Raw genomic sequence first — 20,001 nt, forward strand, 5'->3', positions numbered from 1 at the left:
CCGGACATGCAGACCTTCGATGATCTCACTCAGAACATCGCGCCGCCTGAGCGTCTCATCCGGCGAGTGACCACGACAGATATGGCGCTGGCGTTTCACTAAACCGTTACAAAATCGTAAAAAATCCGAGACGAAACCCGCCTATGCGCAACGAGACATATCGCCAACTCGGAGGCACTTTCCATGAAAAAGACTCTCGTATCCGTTGCAGCCATTGCTGCCGCGTTCCCGGCCTTCGCGCAGGATCTGCCGCAGACGTCCAGCGACTGGTTCACCGCCGGTCAGGCGCATGTTGATGCCTTGATCGCCCGCCAGCACAACACCGGTCGCGCCAAGAACGTCATCGTTCTGGTGGCCGATGGCAACGGTGTCGGCACCAACTACGCCACGCGCCTCTTTGTCGGTCAACAGATGGGCAAACTGGGCGAAGAGCACGTGCTGCCCTATGAGACCACCGATTGGTCCGCTGCTCTGGTCAAGACCTACAACATCAACGCCCAGACCCCGGACTCTGCCCCGACCGCAGGTGCCATGAACACCGGCGTCAAGCAGCGTTTCAACCTGATCAACCTCGGCGGTGACGCGATCCACGGTGACTGTGGCACAGTCACCGGAAATGAGCTGACCACATTCGCAGAAATCGTGACTGGCATGGACAAGTCTGTCGGTGTCGTCTCGACCGCGCGCCTGACCCACGCCACCCCGGCGGCTGTTTACGCCAAGACCGCCAACCGCAACTGGGAAGACAGCGTGCCAGAGGGCTGCACCACCCAAAAGGATATCGCGGCCCAGCTGATCGACATGATGGACGCGGGCGTGATCGACCTTGCGATGGGTGGCGGCCGCCGTCACTTTGCGCCCGAAGGTGTTGTCACCGATGAAGGCAAAGAGGGACGCCGCAAGGATGGCGTCAACCTGATCGACGCCGCCAAGGACGCCGGTGCGCAGTACGCGTGGAACACCGAAACCTTTGGCGCGCTGACGATGGACAGCCCGATCCTTGCGCTGTTCAACGACAGCCACATGGAATATGAGGCCGACCGCGCCGACGACGATGAGCCGTCGCTGGCCGACATGACCCGCAAGGCGATTGAATTCCTGTCGCAGAACGACAACGGCTACTACCTTGAAATCGAGGCGGGCCGCGTCGATCACGCCAACCACGACGGCAACGCCTATCGCACGCTGACCGACGGCCGCGCCTTTGCCGAGGCCGTGGCCCTCGCGGATGAGCTGACCGATGACGCCGACACGCTGATCATCGTCACCGCTGACCATGAGCACGCCATCGCGTTCAACGGCTACTGCGGTCGCGGCTCGGACATTTTGGGTCTGTGCTACGGCGTGGCGAAAGAAGGCGACAAGCACGCGGATGAACCGCTGCTTGCCAAGGACGGCAAGCCCTACACCGTCATGGGCTACCTGAACGGTGCCGGGTCGGTGCTGGTCGAAGAGGGCAATGACTTCAAAGGATCGCGCCCCGATCTGACACAGGAAGATGCCACCGACATCGACTATATCCAGCAAGCGCTGATCCCGATGTCGTCGGAAACCCACTCCGGAGAAGATGTCATGGTCTACGCCAAGGGGCCTTGGGCGCATCTCTTCGACTCGACGATTGAGCAGAACGTGATCTTCCACGTCATGCACCACGCCATCACTGCCGAGTAAGCCCTTAGCCGTGATACCGGTCCGGGCCGCCTGTCCCGGGCCTTTTTCTTTTGCGCCCTCTGACGTATGTCTGGGGCGGCGCTCAGCGGACGTTGTTATATTCGGCACATAGAATGTAGCCAGATCACCGAACCCGAAACCACAAGAGGCCCACCATGCTCCGCCGCACGTTTCTTCGCGCAGGTCTTGCCGCTCCTGCCCTTGTCTCGGCCCCTGCCTGGGCAGCCGATGGGGCGCTCAGGATCCGTGAGCTTTACAAGAAGGGTGGCGGTATGTCCGAGATCGCCATGCAGAACAATGGCGCGCGCATGACCTTTGAGGGGTTCATGGCACCGCCGCTCAAGGCGGAATCGCAGTTCTTTGTCCTGACCAAGAGGCCGATGGCGGTCTGCCCCTTCTGTGAGACGGCGGCCGACTGGCCTGATGATATTCTTGCAATCTATGCCAAGCGCGTGGTCAATGTCCTGCCCTTCAACGTCAAGATAGAGGCGCGCGGCGTTCTGGAGCTGGGAAAGTTTCGGGATCCTGACAGTGGCTTTCTCAGTCTAGTGCGTCTGACGGACGCCAGCTATTCCAAAGCCTGAGCAGATGATCCTGCCTCTGGAAGTCTCCGAACTGAGCGTTACAGCAGGATCGCGGACCCTGCTGCGGGTGCCGTCGCTGGCGGTGCCTGCCGGATCGCTGATCGGGGTGCGGGGGCCGTCTGGAGCGGGCAAGTCCACTTTTCTGCAAGCCCTGAGCGGTCTGGTCGCGGCCAAGGGCAGCGTGCGTTGGGGCGATACTGATTTGGCGCGGCTGTCCTCAGAACGGCGCACGGCCTTTCGCGCGGCGCACATGGGGCTGATCTTTCAGGATTTCCTTCTGTTCGATGAACTTTCGCCGCACGCGAATGCCAGCCTTGCGGCGCTTTTCTCTAAACGCGGCGCGCGGGCGCAGATCGACAGCCGGTCGGCGGATCGGCTGGGCCGGCTGGGCGTCCCGCAGGACAGCCGCACCGTGGCCTCTTTTTCCGGAGGAGAGCGGCAGCGGGTGGCGGTTTCGCGCGCGCTGGCCACCGATCCGGCGATCCTGCTGGCCGATGAGCCGACCGCCAGCCTGGACCGCTCCGCAGCGGACCGATTGATCGAGGATCTGGTGGCGCTTTCACGGGACAGTGGCAAGACGCTGATTGCGGTCAGCCACGATCTACATCTGCTTAACCGGCTGGACCGGGTGCTGACCATCGAAGACGGTCAATTGACCGACGACAGCCGTGTTGGTGCGTCGTGACTCGCCGCTTTTGCAGACGTGATCCGAACACATGAGAGAGGTCTGGGAGACATTGCCGCCCCTCGGGCAGGACATCGCAATCGCCGCAACGCTGCTGCTGCCGCTGATTGTGATCGGTGCCGTGCTGCTGCGCGGATTCCGCCCGATGCCCTTGGTGCGGGCGCTGCTCTGGCGGTTTCGATGGGCCAACCTGATGTTCATTCTGCTGATCGCCGTGTCCACCGGCATGGGCATCGGCCTGATCGCACAAGAACGGGGGCTGCGGGTCGGCACCGCACGGGCGGCGGAGAAATTCGATCTGGTGGTCGCGGCTCCGGGATCTGAACTGACCCTGATGCTGGCCTCTGTGTTTCTTCAGCCGTCGGCGGTACCGCTGCTGGACGGGGCGGCCTTCGACCGCATCGCAAGCCATCCCAGAGTCGAGATTGCGGCCCCCATCGCCTTTGGCGACAGCTATGAGGGCGCGCCTGTGGTCGGGACCATTGAGGACTTTGTCACCCATCTGTCGGACGGCCAGATCGAGGGTCGTATTTTTGCCCGCACCGGCGAGGCCGTCATAGGCGCGGCCATTGATCTGGAAATCGGGGATCATTTTACGCCCGCGCATGGAGATGGCGGCGCGGCCGATGGCGATGCGCATGAGGGATTCGAGATCGAGGTGGTTGGGCGTATGGCGCGCAGCGGATCGCCATGGGACCGCGCCATCCTGATCCCGGTCGAGACGGTCTGGGAAGTTCACGGGCTGGCTAATGGTCACCCGTTTGAGGACGGCGACCGCATCGGCCCGCCCTTTGATTCCGCGTTGTTTCCCGGCACGCCAGCAGTGATCGTGCGCGCGTCCGAGCTTTGGGCGAACTACGCCTTGCGGTCCGAGTTCACCGTGGCGGGAGAAACGATGGCGTTTTTCCCGGGCACGGTGCTGGCCAACCTCTACAGGGTGATGGGCGACGTGCGGCAGGCCATGCAGATCATGTCGATCGTAACACAGGTGCTGGTCGCGGCCTCTGTCCTGCTGGGGCTATTTATCCTTTCGCGCTTGTTCCAGCGCCAACTGGCCATGCTGCGCGCGCTGGGCGCGCCGCGTCGTTTCGTGATGGCGGTGGTCTGGGCCTACGGTGTCACGCTGCTGGCGGCGGGCACCGCGCTGGGTGTCGTGTTCGGCTTTGCCTCGGCGGCGGTCCTGTCGGGGATTGTGACGTCGCGGACCGATATCCTCGTTTCCGCGTCGATCACATGGTCCGAAGTCAACCTCGCCTTGGCGTTCCTTTCGGCGACGTCTTTGCTGTCCCTTGTCCCGGCGCTTGCCGTTTTGGTGCGCCCAATCGTGGAGAACCTTCGCCAATGAAACGCCTGCTTGCCGCCGCCCTGCTGTTCGCGACTGCTGCTTTTGCCGAAAACGATCACGGCGATCCCTCCCATGTTTTTGAGATTGGTGGGCTGGAGATCCTGCACCCCTGGACCAATGCCACTGACCACGATCATACGCTGGTGTTCATGGAACTGCACAACGAGGGGGACGCCCCAATAGAGATTATCGGCGCGCGGCTGGTCAGCGGGCTGGAAGGGCAGCTGGTGGGGTTCCGGATGAAAGATGGCGAGATGGGCTTTGACCCGCTGCCGCCGGTCCCGGTCGCCCCGGGCAAACATCTGGATCTGACGCCGGACGGGTTGGCAATCCGGTTTGACGGGCTGTCCGAGGCGCTGGAAGAGGGTCATCACTGGGAGGTGGTTCTGGTGACGTCCGCCGGCACGCTGGAGATCGACGTGAGTGTCGAAGACGCGGACGCCCGCGCACACGGCCATGCGGGCCACGCGCACTGACGGGTTTGCCTGTCCTCACTTGAGTTTCGGACGCGGTCGGGCGCTTGTTCCGGAGTGCCTCCGGAACGTCGCCCCGCCCACCGTCCCTTCGCGGGCGTTCTGGATGGGTGGGGCCTGCTTTAGCAGTGGGAGGGGGCGCTTCCCCCGTCGGCTTTGGCGACTCCCTCGGATGTAATTTGCAATAGTGAAATCTAGGCGGGCCTTGGGGGGCCTGCTTCTTCCTGTCGTGCAAGAGATGTATGCGATGTGTATACAATGATTGACCGAATCGATGCACATCTCATACACATGCAGAAAGAGGAGCCGCCATGACCGTCACCAATAAGACCGCCTGCCGCGATGCCCTGAAGGCCCGCATCCTGAGCCTGGACCTCGCGCCCGGGACCGAACTGGATGAAACCCAGATCGCCCGTGAGTACGGCTTATCCCGCACGCCGCTGCGCGAGATCTTTCAGGTGCTGGCGGGGGAGGGGTATCTACGGCTGGAAACCAACAGGGGTGCGCGTGTCACGTCGATGGATCTGGCGATCATGCGAACGTTCTTTCAGACCGCCCCGTTGGTCTATGCCACCACCGCCCGCTTGGCTGCCGAGAACCGGCGCAGCGACCAGATCGCTGGTTTGAAAGAGACGCAGGCGCGTTTTCTGACCGCGACCGAGGGCGAAGACAGCGCCGCCGCTGCGCTGGAAAACCACGCGTTCCACCGCCAGATCGGCGAGATGGCGGCCAACCCCTACTTGATGCCCGCGCTTTGCAGGATGCTGATTGACCACACTCGATTGAGCCAGACCTTCTATCGCCCCGCGACGAAGAAGGAAAAGAAGCTGGTCAAGAAGGCGGCGCAGCAACATGACGCGATGATCGCTGCCATCGAAGGTCAGGCACCGGATGTGGCCATCGACCTGACCCTGCAACACTGGGATCTGTCGCGCGACCGGATGGAACGCTTTGTCCGTCCCGATCCGCTGCCGCTGGACGTGGTGAGTTTCGATGCTTTGAAAGAGGCGCGAAACAATGCGGTTTGAGGGCATCTACACCCCGCTGGTCACGCCGTATCACGCGGATTTTTCATTGAATGAGACGGCTTTGGCCGAGGCGGTGGAGTTCTTGGTGGCGGCGGGGGTCAACGGGATCATCGTCGCGGGGACGACGGGGGAATATTACGCCCAGACCACAGAGGAACGGCTGGATTTGATGTCCCGCGTCAAGGCATTGATCGCGGGGCGCGTGCCGATGATCGTCGGCACCGGGGCGATCCGGACCGAGGACGCCATCGTCTTTGCCAAAGCGGCAAAGGAAATCGAGGCGGACGCCATCCTGATCGCAACGCCACCTTATGCCTATCCGACCGCGCGGGAAATTGCGCTGCACGCACTGGCCATCGACCGCGCCGCGAACCTGCCGGTGATGTTGTACAACTACCCTGGCCGCATGTCAGTGAATATGGACGAGGAAACGCTGGACCGCCTTGGCCGATCAGCCAATTTCTGCGCGATCAAGGAAAGCTCTGGCGACATCAACCGGCTGCACATGCTGGCGCGCGACTATCCGCATATCGCGCTGAGCTGCGGGATGGACGATCAGGCACTGGAATTCTTTGCATGGGGCGCGCGCAGCTGGGTTTGCGCCGGGTCGAACTTTGCGCCCGAGGCGCATATCGTGCTCTACCGGGCCTGCGCCGTCCAAGGTGATTTCGCCAAGGGGCGGGCGATCATGTCGGCCATGTTGCCGCTGATGCGCGTGCTGGAACAGGGCGGCAAGTTTATCCAGTGCATCAAGCACGGGCTGACCCTGCGCGGCATCGACGCGGGCCCGCCGCGCCGTCCGTTGCAGCCGCTGACCACGGATGACAAGCGCGAGCTGGAAGCGGTCATTCGCACCATGAACACGGCCATTGCCGCCATCGAAGGGGCCCTTGCATGACCGATCTGCTGACCCGCGCGGACTATGCCGCCATCGCCGCCGACCTGACCTTTCCGGCCACGCCCTTTATCGACGGCAAGTTCCGCCGTGGCAGGGGCGCAACGATGGTCACGTCGAACCCGGCCACCGGAGAGGAACTGGCGCAAATCTGTACCGCGGATGCGGCGGATGTGGATCTGGCGGTTGAAAAGGCGCGTGAAGCCTTTGATCAGGGGCGCTGGGCGCGCCTGCATCCCTCCGAGCGTAAGGATGCGCTGATCCGTCTGTGCAAGCTGATGACCCGGAACCGGCGGGAACTGGCGGTGATGGAAAGCCTCGAGTCGGGCAAGCCGATCCGGGACTGTGAGTTGGTCGACGTGCCCGAGGCGATCCATACGATCAAGTGGCACGCCGAGGCGATCGACAAGTTGTACGATCAAACCGGTCCGGCGGGCGACGACGCGATTTCCCTGATTGTGCGCGAACCCATCGGCGTGGTGGCTGCGATCTTGCCTTGGAATTTTCCACTGTTGATGCTGGCGTGGAAAATCGGTCCCGCCTTGGCGGCGGGCTGTTCGGTGATCGTGAAACCGGCTGAGCAGACCTCATTGACCGCGTTGCGTATCGCTGAACTGGCAATGGAGGCAGGGTTGCCGCGCGGGGTCTTGCAGGTATTGCCTGGCGATGGGCCGTCCGTGGGCGAACCACTGGGCCGCCACATGGGGGTCGATATGGTCAGCTTTACCGGCTCGACCGAAACGGGGCGGCGGTTTCTGCACTACGCGGCGGATTCGAACCTGAAAAAGGTTGTACTGGAATGCGGCGGCAAGAACCCTGCGGTGGTGCTGGAGGATGCCGAAAACCTTGATCTGGTGGCCGGGCATGTCGCCAATGCGGCTTTCTGGAACATGGGTGAGAACTGTTCCGCCGGGTCGCGGCTGATCGTACACAAGGCGGTCAAGGCACCGTTGATGGACCGTCTGCTGGCACGTCTGCGCGACTGGAAGACGGGTGATCCGCTGGACCCGCAGAACCATCTGGGCGCGCTGATCGACGCCGATCATTGCGCCAAGGTGGCCAGCTATCTGGGTGGTCCTGCATTGGCCGGCGGCGCGGCGGAGGGGCCATTTCTGCCGCCTACAGTTTACGAGGTGAGCAGGGACGACCCCCGCGCCCGCGAGGAAATCTTTGGCCCGATCCTGAGCGTGATTGAGGTCGCCAGCACGGAAGAGGCCTTGGCCCTTGCCAACGACACCGACTATGGGCTGGCCGCCAGCGTGTTCAGTGCCAATGCGCGCACGGCGCTGCGCGCTGCACGCACTATCCGCGCGGGGACCGTGACCGTGAACTGCTATGGTGAGGGCGACATCAGCACACCCTTCGGCGGGTACAAACAATCCGGCTTCGGCGGGCGTGACAACGGCGTGCACGCCTTTGACCAGTACACCGAACTCAAGACCATCTGGGTCGACCTGAGTGACCCGAACGACGCTGACAATCTGGCGTAAGGCGGGGTTTCCCCCGCCGCCAAATAAGGAGCCGCGCCCATGAACGTCCCCGCCCGTCCGGTCCGTCGTGGCCGTGGTGCCCGCAAGGCCGTCCGCGAGACCCGTGACGTCAACATGTTGCCAGCGCTCAAACGCCGCCTGCCGCTGGTCGAGCCGATGGACATGGAGCAGATCACGCGGATCGACGCCGCGTCCATGCATATTCTTGAAAACGTGGGCGTCGTGTTTCGGGACCCGATCGCGCTGGAGGATTGGCGCCGCGCCGGGGCCAAGGTGGTAGGCGAAACCGTCTACCTTGACCGCCACATGGTGCGCGAGCTGATATCGACGATCCCGGAAAGCTTTACCTACCACGCGCGCAACCCGGCGAATGATCTGCCTTTCGGGCTGGATCATTCGATATTCGTGCCGATGACCGGCGCGCCTTTCCTGCGCGATCTGGATGACGTGCGACGGGTGCCGACCATGGCGGACCTGTCAAACTTTCACAAACTCAGCCACATGCTGCCCGCGATGCATTCCAGCGCGCATCACATCGTTGAACCCTGCGACCTGCCGGTGTCACACAGGCACCTTGCGATTACCTATTCGTCGATGATCCATTCCGACAAGACCTTTATGGGGATGACCACCAGCCCCAAAAACGCCGAGGACGTGATGGACATGTGTGCCGTCCTCTTTGGCGAGGACTACTTGGAGACGCACGCCGTCACGACCGGCAACTGCAACGGCAACTCTCCTCTGGTCTGGGATGAGACGATGCTGGGGGCAATGCGGGCCTTTTGCCGTCGCAACCAGCCGGTGCTTTGCTCTCCTTTCGTGCTGGGCGGGGCGAATACGCCTGCCTCTGTCGCGCCAACGGTGGCGCAATTGAACGCCGAGGCGTTGAGCGCGCTGGCCTATACGCAGGTGATCCGCAAAGGCTGTCCCGCGATCTACGGGCACTACCTGTCGACCGTCAGCATGAAGTCCGGCGCACCGATGGCGGGAACGCCGGAAATCAGCCTAATGAACTTTATGATCGGCCAGATGGCACGATTCTACCGGGTGCCTTGGCGGACATCCAACACGCTGGGCGGGGCCAAGACCTTTGATGCGCAGGCTGGATACGAAAGCGCCACGACCTTGCAGGCGGTTATCATGGCCGGAGCCAACTACATCTGGCACTCGGCAGGTTGGAATGAGGCGGGGATGCATTGCTCGATGGCCAAGTTCATCGTTGATGCTGAACAGTGTGCCATGGCCTACCGCATGGCCGAAGGCATCCGCTGGGACGATTTCGATGAGGCGCTGGCGGCCGTGGCAGAGATCGGGCCCGGCGGTCACTACCTGGGCCACCCGCATACGCTGGAGAACTTTCAGCGCGCGTTTTTCATGCCTGAGATGTTCGACAACAATTCTATCGAGCAATGGGCCGCCGAAGGCAGTGTCGAGATCACCGCGCGTGCGCTGACGCGCACGCGCGACCTGTTGGGCGAATATCAGATGCCACCTATCGCGGCTGGCAAGGATGACGCCTTGAAGGACTATATGGAGCGGCGGATGCGTGAGATCCCGGCGGTGGATGCGCTCAACCACGACCATTGAACGCGGGCGGCGGGCAGTTGAGTATTTTCAGAGCGAAGAAGCGGAGCGTCTCATGAAGATCAAACGCTTGCCTGTCGATCCCGGGGCCGCAGCCTGGAATGCTCTTTTGCCAGCGGCCGCGCCCCCGGAACCTCTGGAGGGGGCTGTTACGGCGGACTGGCTGGTGATCGGCGCGGGTTTGGCCGGGCTGGCAGCGGCGCGGCGTTTGGCACAACTGCATCCCGGCGACCGGATCGTGATGCTAGAGGCGCGACGCGTGGCCGAGGGACCTGCGGGGCGCAATTCAGGTTTCATGATCGATCTGCCGCATGATCTGACCTCGGAGGATTATGGCGGTGCAATCGAACGGGATCTGTTCCAGATCCGCGCCAACCGACACGCTATCGCATTTGCGAAGAAGGCGGTCGAAGACTACGGACTGACGCGCGAAGCTTTTGATCCAGTGGGGAAGGTAAACGCTGCGGCGACCGGGAAAGGGCATGCGCATAACGTGGATTTCGCGCGGCACTTGGCGGTTCTGCGGGAGCCGTGCGAGATGCTGGATGCGGGCCAGATGCGCGAGATGACCGGAACCGGATATTACCGCAGCGGGCTGTTCACGCCGGGGGCGGTGATGCTGCAACCGGCGATGTTTGTGCGGGGTATTGCAGCCGGTTTGATTTCAGGCGGGGTACACATCCACGAAAAGTCGCCGGTGGTCGCGTTAGAGCGTGCCGGGAACTGGGTGGCAAAGACGCCGAAGGGTCAGGTGACGACGCCTCGGGTGATTTTGGCGGTGAACGGGCACGCGGAGAGTTTCGGGCAATTCACCGGGCGGCTGATGCATGTGTTTACCTATGCGTCGATGACACGGGTTCTGACCTCGGACGAGGGTGCGCGGCTGGGCGGGCACGCGCGATGGGGGGTGACGCCATCTGATCCGCTGGGGACAACGGTGCGGCGTATTTCTGGCACCGGCGGCGACCGGATCATTGTGCGGAACAGGTTTACCTTCAACCCGTCACTGGAAAGTTCCGAGGTGCAATTGGCACGGGTTGCGCGTGACCATGACCGGGCGTTTGCTGCGCGGTTTCCGATGCTTGCGGGGGTGGGGATGGACTATCGCTGGGGTGGGCGGCTGTGCCTGTCGCGCAATGGCGTCTCGGCCTTTGGCGAGGTCGAAGAGGGGGTGTTTGCGGCCTGTTGCCAGAACGGTTTGGGCACGGCCAAGGGCACGTTGTCGGGTCTGCTGGCGGCAGAGCAGGCGTCTGGCGTCGGGTCCGAACTGCTGGACGGGATGCTGGCAGAGGCAGCGCCGCAGAAACTGCCGTGGCGGCCCATCGCGCAGATTGGTGCGACGGCTTTCTTGCGCTGGGGAGAGATGCGGGCGGGCCGCGAGCTGTGAGACGCGTAGGTCTCGGGGCAGCCCCGGGACGGGGTCAGGTCCCCTCGGCGAGGTCCTGCAAGATCGGACAGTCGGGCCGGTCGTCGCCGTGGCAGGCGTGGACCAGTGTCGCCAGCGTGGCGCGCATGCTCTGAAGCTTGGCAATCTTTTCGTCGATGCTGGCAAGGTGCTCCTGAGCCAGTCGTTTGACGTCAGCACTGGCGCGGCTCTCATCCTCGTAAAGACCGAGCAGCAAGCGGCACTCCTCGATCGAAAACCCCAAGGCGCGGGCGCGGGCGAGGAAAGCCAGCTTGTGCAGGTCGGACTCTCGGAAGGCGCGATAGCCATTGGTGTCGCGCGGCGGCGTCACCAACCCGATGTCTTCATAATAGCGGATCGTCTTGGCGGGCAGACCCGAGCGGCTGGCAACCTCTCCGATGTTCATGCGTGGGCCTCTTGCGGATGCGGCATCGAGGAGACGGGCGCCTCGGCCAGCGCGCTTTGCAGGCGGCGCAGGCGCAGGGCGTTGGTCAGCACAAAGACTGAGGACAGCGCCATCGCCCCGGCGGCCAGCATGGGCGACAACAGCAGCCCGGTGAACGGGTAAAGCACCCCCGCCGCGACCGGGATCAGGGCGACGTTGTAACCAAAGGCCCAGACAAGGTTCTGTCGGATGTTGGACATCACCGCGCGGCTGACATGCAGCGCATTGACTGCGCCCGCCACCGCGCCCGAGGACAGTACCACATCGGCGCTTTCGATGGCGACATCGGTGCCGGTGCCGATGGCAAGGCCGACCTCGGCCTCTGCCAGCGCGGGGGCGTCGTTGATGCCATCGCCGGCAAAGGCGACAGGGCCGAATTTCTCGCGCAGGGCGCGGACCGCCTCGACCTTGCCCTCTGGCAGGACCTCGGCCTCGACGTGGTCGATGCCCAGATCTCGGGCGATGGCCTGTGCCACCGCGCGTGCATCGCCCGAGATCATGGCGACCTGCACGCCCTCGCGTTTCAGCGCGGCGATCGCGTCCCGCGCGCCGGGTTTGATCCGGTCAGCGACAGCGAAAGCGGCGGCAATGCGCCCGTTCACAGCCACAAGGACCGGGGTCTGGGCCGCGGTTTCCATGTCATACATGGCGTCAGACAGAGGTGTAACATCCACCCCCTCGCGGGCCATCAGGCGGGCGGTGCCAACCAGCAGGTCTTGTCCTTCGACATGGGCGCGCAGCCCGTGGCCGGGGATCGCCGTCACCTCGTCGGGGGCGGGCGCATCCTGAGCCGCCTCCAACAGCGCACGGGCGATGGGATGTTCCGAGCTTTGTTCGGCGCTGGCGGCAAGACGCAGGATGGTATCGGCGTCAAAGCCCTTTGCCGCGACAGCATGGACCAGTGCCGGGCGGCCCTCGGTCAGGGTGCCGGTCTTGTCGAAGGCCATGACACGGGCCGAGTCGAGCCGTTGCAGCGCCTCACCCTTACGGAACAGTACGCCCAGTTCGGCGGCACGCCCGGTGCCGACCATGATGGACACCGGCGTGGCAAGGCCCATGGCGCAGGGGCAGGCGATGATGAGGACGGACACCCCGGCCACCAGCGCGTGTGTCAGGCCAGGGCCGAAGGTGAGCCAGACCAGCACCGTCAGAGCGGCGATCACCAGCACGGCGGGCACAAACCACAGCACAACCTTATCGGCGAGCGCCTGTATCGGCAGCTTTGCGCCCTGCGCTTGTTCGACCATGGCGACGATGCGGGACAGAACGGTGTCAGCGCCGACGGCCTCGGCCTGCACGCGCAAGGCACCCGCGCCATTGACGGTGCCGCCGATGACCTGCGCGCCTTCGGATTTATCCACCGGGGCGGGTTCGCCGGTGACCATGCTTTCCTCGACATAGGATCGGCCTGAAAGGACCACGCCGTCAGTGGCGATGCGTTCGCCGGGGCGGATTTGCAGGACGTCGCCTTTTTGCAACTCGGCGAAAGGGATCTCGACCGTTTTGCCGTCGCGTTCCACGCGGGCAAGGTCCGGTCGCAGGTTCAGCAGGTGCCGGATGGCGGCGCCGGTACGGCCCTTGGCGCGCGCCTCCAGCCAGCGGCCCAGCAGTATCAGGGTGACGATCACGGCGGCGGCCTCAAAATAGACGGCGCGGGCGGTCTCCGGCAGCAGGGAGGGGGCAAAGAGCGCAACGGTGGAATAACCCCATGCGGCCAGCGTGCCGAGCGCGACGAGAGAGTTCATGTCCGGCGTACCCTTGGCCAACAGCGGCAAGCCAATGCGGTAAAAGCGTCGTCCGGGTCCGATCAGCACCAAGGTCGTCAGGACGAACTGCACCATCCACCAGCCGGATTGACCCAGTGTGCCATTGATCCAGTGATGCAGGGCGGGGATCAGGTGGCCCCCCATGACGCCAAGGAAGACGGGCAGGGTGAGGGCACCGGCGATCAGGGTCTGACGTTTGAGCGCGGCGGCCTCTTCGGCCTGCCGTTCGGCGGGATCGGGGGCGGTATCGCCGTCCAGCACTTGTGCGGGATATCCGGCTTTGGTGACGGCCCCAGCAAGGGTGACCGGGTCGATGCTGCCCGACAGTATCAGTACCTCGGCGGTCTGGGTGGTCAGGTTCACGCGGGCGTCGATGACGCCGGGCAGGGCGGCCAGAGCCCTTTCCACGCGGCCCACGCAGGAGGCGCAGCTCATCCCGTCGATATTCAGGCGGATGCGGGTTTCGGCGGCGGGGTAGCCTGCGGTTTTCAGCGCGTCGCGCAGATCCGTGGCGGGTTTGTCGGTCTCGACCGTCGCCATGCGGTTGGCGAGGTTGACGGATGCCTCTGCCACACCCGGCACGCCAGCCAAGGCGCGTTCGGCCCGTCCGGCGCAGCCGCCGCAGGTCATTCCGGTCACTTCAAAACGGTAAACGCTCATGAGTCTCGCCTCCTGCGACTGGATATAGGGCTTCCAGTCACGGGAAGGTAAAGGCCTGCCCGCGATTTATTTTCGCCAGATCAGGAGAGGCCGGTTTCCTGCGCGATCTGGGCGCGGGACTTGCGCGCGCGTTCGGTCGCAGATTTCAGCTGACCGCAGGCGGCCATGATGTCCTCACCGCGCGGGGTGCGGATGGGAGAGGCATATCCAGCCTTGTAGATGATGTCGGCGAATTTCTCGATCCGGGACCAGTCAGAACGCTGATAAGGCGCGCCGGGCCATTCGTTAAACGGGATCAGGTTGATCTTGGCCGGGATGCCCTTGATGAGGCTGACAAGGCGGCGCGCATCGTCGTCGGTGTCGTTCACATCCTTCAGCATCACGTATTCAAAGGTGATACGTTCAGAGTTCGACAGGCGCGGGTATTCGCGCAGCGTGTCCAGCAGTGTCTTGATGTTCCAGCGCTTGTTGATCGGCACCAGCTTGTCACGCACCTCATCGGTGGTGGCGTGAAAGCTGACCGCAAGTTGACAGCCGATTTCCTCGGCGGCGCGGGCGATTTCCGGCACCACACCAGAGGTGGACAGGGTGATGCGGCGGCGCGACAAGGCGATGCCCTCGCCGTCCATGGCGATGTTCATCGCGTCGCGGACGCCTTCAAAGTTATACAGCGGCTCTCCCATGCCCATAAGCACGATGTTCGACAGCAGACGCGGGCCATCGACGCCCGTGCCAGTGCCCGGTGCGGGCCATTCGTCCAGATCGTCGCGCGCCAGCATGATCTGACCAACGATTTCGCCGGGGGTCAGATTGCGGACCAGTTTCTGCGTGCCGGTGTGGCAAAAGGAGCAGGTCAGGGTGCAGCCCACTTGGCTGGAGATACACAGCGTGCCGCGATCCGCCTCGGGGATATAGACCACCTCGACCTCATGCCCGCCCGCGATGCGGACAAGATATTTGCGCGTGCCATCGGCAGAGACCTGTTTCGACACGACCTCTGGCAGAGAGATCACAAAGTTCTCCGCCAGCATGGCGCGATAGGGTTTCGCCAGATTGGTCATCGAGTCGAAATCGCGCACGCCCCAATGGTACAGCCACTGCCAAAGCTGGTTCACCCGCATCTTGACCTGCTTTTCGGGCGTGCCAGCCGTCAGCAGCGCCTCACGCAGGAGCGGGCGGGTCAGTCCGATCAGGTTGACCGGTCCCTCCGGCAGCTTGCGGGGGATGGTCACGAGGTCCTGGGTGATGGGCGTCGTCGCAGTCATGCGAGGGGCTCCTGTCTGGCGCGAAGCCTGCCGTATACAGGATTCGCGGGCGAATGCCAAAGGGCCGGATGACACGAGGTCATGCGGCCCTTGCTGTGTTTGTCGTCATATCGTCATCCGACCCGAACTGGGCCGGACATAGTGTCAGGAACAGCGCTTGTCCGCGTCTTCGATCGCAGCGGTGAAGCCGAGCAACGAGAAGGTGTCCTTGGTCTCTGTCCCACGGCTGGACACGGCGGTGACCACGGCATCTGCACCGCGCTTCATCGCTGTGATCAGCTTGACGTCGTCCTGAGGGGTCGCGGGCCAAGCCCACTCGCCTTCGGTGTACAGTTCGAACTCGGTGTCGCCGATGGCCATGTTCACCGTCGAACCGGTGGCGAAAGGATAGCCGCCGGTAAAGGCCACCTGACCCTTTACGCCCGCTTCGGGGCGATAAAAGACCATCAACAGAATTTCACCGCGCGTCACCGCGACTACGCGACCGTCCTTGGTGTTGACGCTTTCCTTGTAGGTGGTCACTGCCCAGCATTCCCGCGGGCTGGCCTCTTCAAAGACCGACCAGTCCGTCATGGCGTCCACGCGCGCCGTGCTGCTATCCTGAGCGCCTGCTGCGGTTGCGCACAGCAAAACCGCCAGTGCGCCCAATCCCCGACCAAGACCTGACATCATTCCTGCCGCCTCCAGCGTTCTTTACCTCAAATGTCCCGCACGATCCGCACGTTCCTGATGCAGGATGCGTTACTGGGTTTTTATCTCGACGGCGGGACAATAGCCTGAAAGAACCGAGGCGTAAAAGCCCCGGTGGCAGATATTCGCTCAAGTCTTGGAGGTCATTGGATGACAGCGGAACCCATGGTCGAGATTCATCGCGGACCGGTGATTGAAAGTGCGCATTCGGGTCATGCCGTGATCTGCGATGCGACAGGGCAAATTGTCGAGTCTTGGGGCGATCCAGAGGCTGTGGTGCTGCCGAGAAGCTCTTCGAAGATGATTCAGGCGTTGCCGCTGGTGTCTTCGGGGGCGGCGCGCGAGGCCGGGCTAGGGGCGGACCGGCTGGCGCTGGCCTGTGCCAGCCATGAGGGCGCGCCGCTGCACACACGGCTGGTCGAGGCGTGGTTGGCAGAGCGCGGTTTGTCCGAGCATGACCTGATTTGCGGTCCGCAAGCCTCCAGAGACAAGGAATTGCGGCACCAGATGATTCGCGAGGCGCGCGTGCCCGGACGGGTTCACAACAACTGCTCGGGTAAGCACACGGGGTTCCTGACGCTGACACAGCACCTCAAGGCGGGGCCGGATTACGTAGACCCCGCTCACCCTGTTCAGATGGCCTGCCGGGAGGCATTCGAAGAGGTGACGGGGCAGACCAGCCCCGGATTCGGCATCGACGGCTGTTCCGCGCCGAATTTCGCCACCACGATGGTGGGTATGGCGCGGGCGATGGCGTTTTACGCCAGTGCCGGGACGCGCGGCGATGCGCAGTCGCGCGCGGCGGCGCAATTGGTTGAGGCGATGATCGCGCATCCGATGCTGGTGGCGGGGGAGGGCCGGGCCTGCACGCTCTTGATGCAGGCGGCCAAGGAGCCCGTGGCGATCAAGACTGGGGCCGAGGGCTATTTTGTGGCCATCCTGCCGAAACGGGGCATGGGCCTCGCCGTCAAGATCATCGATGGCGCAACACGGGCGTCGGATTGCGTGATAGCCGCGCTACTGGTGCGTTTGGGGGTTTTGGACGCCGCGCACCCGGATGTGGCGCGGTTCCTGAACCCGCCGGTGCGCAACTGGGACGGGCTGATGACTGGAGAGATCCGCCCCGTAGCGGGTCTGGCGGGATAAGGGCGGCGCGGCCGTGCTCCGGATTTCATCCGGGGTTTCTGGCGGGCGCGCATGGGGTCCCGGGGTAAGCCCGGGACGGGATCTCAGGTTTCGGCGAAATCGCTTTTGGCATAGCCTTGCAGGTAGAGCAGTGCAGTCAGGTCGCCGTGGTTCACGCGGAGATCGCACTGGGCCTGAACACTGGGTTTGGCATGCAGGGCGACGCCCATCCCTGCGCGGCCCAGCATCCCGAGGTCATTGGCCCCGTCGCCCACGGCGATGACATCCGCCTCTGTGATACCCAAGCGTGCGGTGATCTCTTCCAGCGCCTGGACCTTGGCCTCACGTCCCAGAATCGGGCGGCCAACCTCGCCTGTCAGCTTTTCATTCTCTATGAGCAGCGTGTTGGCGCGGTTCTCGTCAAAGCCCAGCAGGCCCGAGACGCGGGTGGTGAAGGCGGTGAACCCGCCCGAGACCAGCACGCGGCGCGCGCCCTGTGTGTGCATCGTGTCCAGCAGGGTCTGGCCGCCGGGCATTAGGGTGATGCGCGTCTCGACCACTTTGTCGATGACCGTCTCCGGCAGGCCCTTGAGCAGTCTGACCCGCTCGATCAGCGCCGCTTCGAAGTCCAGCTCACCGTTCATGGCACGAGCGGTGATGTCCTTGACGTGGGCACCCACGCCCGCCTCTTCGGCCAGTTCGTCGATACACTCCTGCTGGATCATGGTGCTGTCCATGTCCGCCAGCAGCATCTTTTTGCGGCGGTTTTCGGTGGGCAGGATGTTGAGATCGGCCATGTCGGCAATCGAGGTGCGGATTTCTTCGAGGTTTGTGGGCAGGGCTTCCAGTGGGAATTCCGCCGCCTCGTCAGGCGAGAGCCAGTCCGCATTGCCGCCGCCAAGCGCGTTACGGAGATTTTCCACCAATGCCGGGTCCAGTTGGCCGGGCTTGGCGATGAGTGTGGCGATGAACATGAGCGGCGCTCCTTCGTGGTCGGGGCGCTTTTGGCATGGGAGGACGTGCTTGGCCAGTGTTGGCGGGGGGGGGGGGCGCTGCCCCCGTCTCCCTGCAGGAGCCTCCCCCGGGGTATTTTGGGACAGAAGAAACCGGGGGGGGGTGTCAGGCAAAGCTGCCGTGGCAGAACCAGCCGGGAGAGGTCGCGCCGCCGTGGGCGTAAAACAGCCAGAGCTGGTCGCCGCGGTCGGTGTCGATGCGCCAATAGTCGCGCGGGCCAGAGCGCCATTCGGGATCGTCGAGCCACCATTCCGGGGCGATGCGTTCGGGGCCGGTTTGCGCCTTGGCCTGCCAGTCGCGTCCGCGCCAACGGAAGGCCTGCGGTGGGTGCGGCTGGTCGGGGGCGGTTACCGGTTCCGGTCGCCAGAGCAGCAGCGGGCGGAGCACTTGTGGCGTAGGCCAGTCGCGCGCGGCTTCGGACCATGCGGCGGCGAGGGTCAGGGCGGATTTTTCGGGGATGTGGCTGGAGGCGGGGGCGCGGCGGGTGATGGCCTCCATCCCCAGTCGCGCGCCGAGGCGGCTGACCAGATCCTCAAGTGCCGCGCCGCCCTGCAGGCGGCGGCTGCCGCGCTGGGCAGCCTCAAGATGACCGCTGCGGGTGCGTCCCTGTCGGGGTTCGTGGTGCACTGCCTCGATCCGCAGCATGTCGATGCCGGGGCCGGCGTCGATCTGGGGGAGCTTGAGACGGATCAGGGGCATCAACCGGTGCGGCTGGGCGCTGGCGCTGGCGCTGGTGATGGTTTGCCAGTGCATCTGGTGGTCGCAACGGTGCGCCTCTATCCGTAGGACGCGGGCACCGCGCGATTTGGCATCGAGCATGGCACAGAGCTGTTCGGTCATGCGTGACAGCGCCTCGGCCACGTCCTCCTCGAACCCGATGGGGTCGGGGAACGACATGCGCACGGCGAAACGGTCTGACGGAATCGCGGGCGAGACGGGTTCAGGCACGGCCCCAGTGGCTTGATCCAGCCGGTCGACAAGGCCACGACCAAAGCGGCGGGCCAGTGGCGCGCGGGGCTGATTCAGCAGGTCACCCACGCGGCGCAGTCCGAGGCGGGCAAGCTGTTCGGTCACCTGCGGGTCCAGCCGCAGCGCCGCGACGGGCAGCGGTGCCAGCGCATCGCGGGTCTGGCCGGGTGGCGCGATGCGGGTTTTTTCGGTGCCGGTGGGGGCGCTGCGTGTTGGGGCGGTGCCGCCGCGTTCCCAGTGGCGACGTTTGCCCGCGCGGGCGCGGGTGGCGGGGGCCTCTTGGTCGATGGCGTCGCCAGAGCGGGCGTGGGCCGCGTCCTGCTTTGAGAACCGCGCCAGCGCCCATGCCGCGCCCAGCGTGTCGGCGATGCCGAAACAGACCGTCAGGCCCAGATCGGCGCAGTCCTGCGTGACCTGCTGTGCCAGTGGTTCCTCTCCGCCAAAGAGATGCGCGCAGCCGGTGAGGTCGATCACCAGCCCGTCGGGCGCATCCGAGGCCACCCAGGGCGAGAACTTGCCCGCCCAGCGGTGCAGCGCGCCCAGAAACGCCTCTTCGCGCCGGGGCTGGGCGGGGCGGGTGATCAACCCGGCGCACATGGCATGGGCGTCGCGCAATGGCTGGCCGCTGCGCAACCCGGCCCGCGAGGCGGCCAGCGACAGCGCGCCCAGCACCTGAGCGGGCCCCTGCTGTGCCGCGGTGGCAAAGGGGACTTCTGCCAGATGCGGATCTGTCCGGATCAGGCGTTCGGCGCCAAGGCGGGGGAACCAGAGCGAGAGGATGCGGCGGTTGGGCATGGGGAATCGTGACCGTGTGTTCTCTTTTTGTTCTAGATGCGGTGAGACGGGGAGTCGAGTCTGGCACCGGGGCTGCCCGAGATCCATGCCGGTGGCGCAGGATGCTTGCGGC

Annotated in this window: 17 protein-coding genes; 11 read left to right on the forward strand and 6 right to left on the reverse strand. The window is 64.2% G+C overall.

Annotated features, from left to right (window positions below; translation table 11 throughout):
* The first annotated feature begins 183 nt into the window (after window positions 1–183).
* The 10 genes from VOI21_RS04800 (at window position 184) to VOI21_RS04845 (ending at window position 11,142) form a co-directional block, all read left to right on the forward strand.
* Entirely contained in the window at window positions 184–1,671 is a 1,488-nt protein-coding gene (locus VOI21_RS04800) for an alkaline phosphatase (RefSeq protein WP_323768208.1), read from the forward strand.
* A 155-nt stretch (window positions 1,672–1,826) separates the two neighbouring features.
* Window positions 1,827–2,255, forward strand: coding sequence for a hypothetical protein (locus VOI21_RS04805; protein ID WP_323768210.1), 429 nt, complete (start codon window positions 1,827–1,829; stop codon window positions 2,253–2,255).
* 4 nt (window positions 2,256–2,259) lie between these two features.
* Complete coding sequence (locus tag VOI21_RS04810; RefSeq protein ID WP_323768211.1) at window positions 2,260–2,940, forward strand: ABC transporter ATP-binding protein; 681 nt, start codon at window positions 2,260–2,262, stop codon at window positions 2,938–2,940.
* Window positions 2,941–2,971: 31 nt separating this feature from the next.
* Window positions 2,972–4,285: an FtsX-like permease family protein gene (locus tag VOI21_RS04815; RefSeq protein ID WP_323768213.1), complete on the forward strand. Its 1,314-nt coding sequence runs from the start codon at window positions 2,972–2,974 to the stop codon at window positions 4,283–4,285.
* A complete protein-coding gene (locus tag VOI21_RS04820; RefSeq protein WP_323768215.1) occupies window positions 4,282–4,761 on the forward strand; it encodes a copper chaperone PCu(A)C in 480 nt (159 codons plus the stop codon). The genes VOI21_RS04815 and VOI21_RS04820 overlap by 4 nt, the downstream gene beginning before the upstream one ends.
* 308 nt (window positions 4,762–5,069) lie before the next feature.
* Window positions 5,070–5,786, forward strand: coding sequence for a GntR family transcriptional regulator (locus tag VOI21_RS04825; protein WP_323768217.1), 717 nt, complete (start codon window positions 5,070–5,072; stop codon window positions 5,784–5,786).
* Window positions 5,776–6,684, forward strand: a complete 909-nt coding sequence (locus tag VOI21_RS04830; RefSeq protein WP_323768219.1) for a dihydrodipicolinate synthase family protein — start codon at window positions 5,776–5,778, stop codon at window positions 6,682–6,684. The genes VOI21_RS04825 and VOI21_RS04830 overlap by 11 nt, the downstream gene beginning before the upstream one ends.
* A complete protein-coding gene (locus VOI21_RS04835) occupies window positions 6,681–8,171 on the forward strand; it encodes an aldehyde dehydrogenase (protein WP_323768221.1) in 1,491 nt (496 codons plus the stop codon). The genes VOI21_RS04830 and VOI21_RS04835 overlap by 4 nt, the downstream gene beginning before the upstream one ends.
* 39 nt (window positions 8,172–8,210) lie before the next feature.
* The gene (locus tag VOI21_RS04840; protein ID WP_323768223.1) at window positions 8,211–9,758 is read left to right on the forward strand and encodes a trimethylamine methyltransferase family protein; all 1,548 of its coding nucleotides are present in this window, start codon (window positions 8,211–8,213) and stop codon (window positions 9,756–9,758) included.
* A gap of 52 nt (window positions 9,759–9,810) precedes the next feature.
* Entirely contained in the window at window positions 9,811–11,142 is a 1,332-nt protein-coding gene (locus VOI21_RS04845; RefSeq protein ID WP_323768226.1) for an FAD-binding oxidoreductase, read from the forward strand.
* 34 nt (window positions 11,143–11,176) lie between these two features.
* Here the strand turns inward: VOI21_RS04845 and cueR are convergent, their stop codons facing one another.
* From cueR to VOI21_RS04865, 4 genes are all read right to left on the reverse strand, one after another.
* Window positions 11,177–11,566 (reverse strand): Cu(I)-responsive transcriptional regulator, encoded by a 390-nt coding sequence (gene cueR, locus VOI21_RS04850; RefSeq protein WP_323768228.1) that lies wholly within the window; start codon window positions 11,564–11,566, stop codon window positions 11,177–11,179.
* On the reverse strand, window positions 11,563–14,031 hold the full coding sequence (locus VOI21_RS04855) for a heavy metal translocating P-type ATPase (RefSeq protein WP_323768230.1): 2,469 nt from the start codon (window positions 14,029–14,031) through the stop codon (window positions 11,563–11,565). The genes cueR and VOI21_RS04855 overlap by 4 nt, the downstream gene beginning before the upstream one ends.
* Before the next feature lie 80 nt (window positions 14,032–14,111).
* Entirely contained in the window at window positions 14,112–15,296 is a 1,185-nt protein-coding gene (gene rlmN / locus VOI21_RS04860) for a 23S rRNA (adenine(2503)-C(2))-methyltransferase RlmN (RefSeq protein ID WP_323768232.1), read from the reverse strand.
* A 144-nt stretch (window positions 15,297–15,440) separates the two neighbouring features.
* Window positions 15,441–15,968: an invasion associated locus B family protein gene (locus tag VOI21_RS04865; protein ID WP_323768234.1), complete on the reverse strand. Its 528-nt coding sequence runs from the start codon at window positions 15,966–15,968 to the stop codon at window positions 15,441–15,443.
* A 168-nt stretch (window positions 15,969–16,136) separates the two neighbouring features.
* On the opposite strand from VOI21_RS04865, the gene VOI21_RS04870 reads away from it, so the two are divergent.
* The gene (locus VOI21_RS04870) at window positions 16,137–17,132 is read left to right on the forward strand and encodes an asparaginase (RefSeq protein WP_323768236.1); all 996 of its coding nucleotides are present in this window, start codon (window positions 16,137–16,139) and stop codon (window positions 17,130–17,132) included.
* 83 nt (window positions 17,133–17,215) lie between these two features.
* Here the strand turns inward: VOI21_RS04870 and serB are convergent, their stop codons facing one another.
* Together serB and VOI21_RS04880 are read right to left on the reverse strand one after the other, a co-directional pair.
* Entirely contained in the window at window positions 17,216–18,085 is an 870-nt protein-coding gene (gene serB / locus VOI21_RS04875; protein ID WP_323768238.1) for a phosphoserine phosphatase SerB, read from the reverse strand.
* 145 nt (window positions 18,086–18,230) lie between these two features.
* Window positions 18,231–19,889 carry a DNA polymerase Y family protein gene (locus VOI21_RS04880; RefSeq protein WP_323768240.1) on the reverse strand — a complete coding sequence of 553 codons (1,659 nt, stop codon included), beginning with the start codon at window positions 19,887–19,889 and terminating at the stop codon, window positions 18,231–18,233.
* Between the last annotated feature and the right edge of the window lie 112 nt (window positions 19,890–20,001).

Source organism: Antarctobacter sp. (assembly GCF_034670325.1).
GTDB lineage: Bacteria > Pseudomonadota > Alphaproteobacteria > Rhodobacterales > Rhodobacteraceae > Antarctobacter.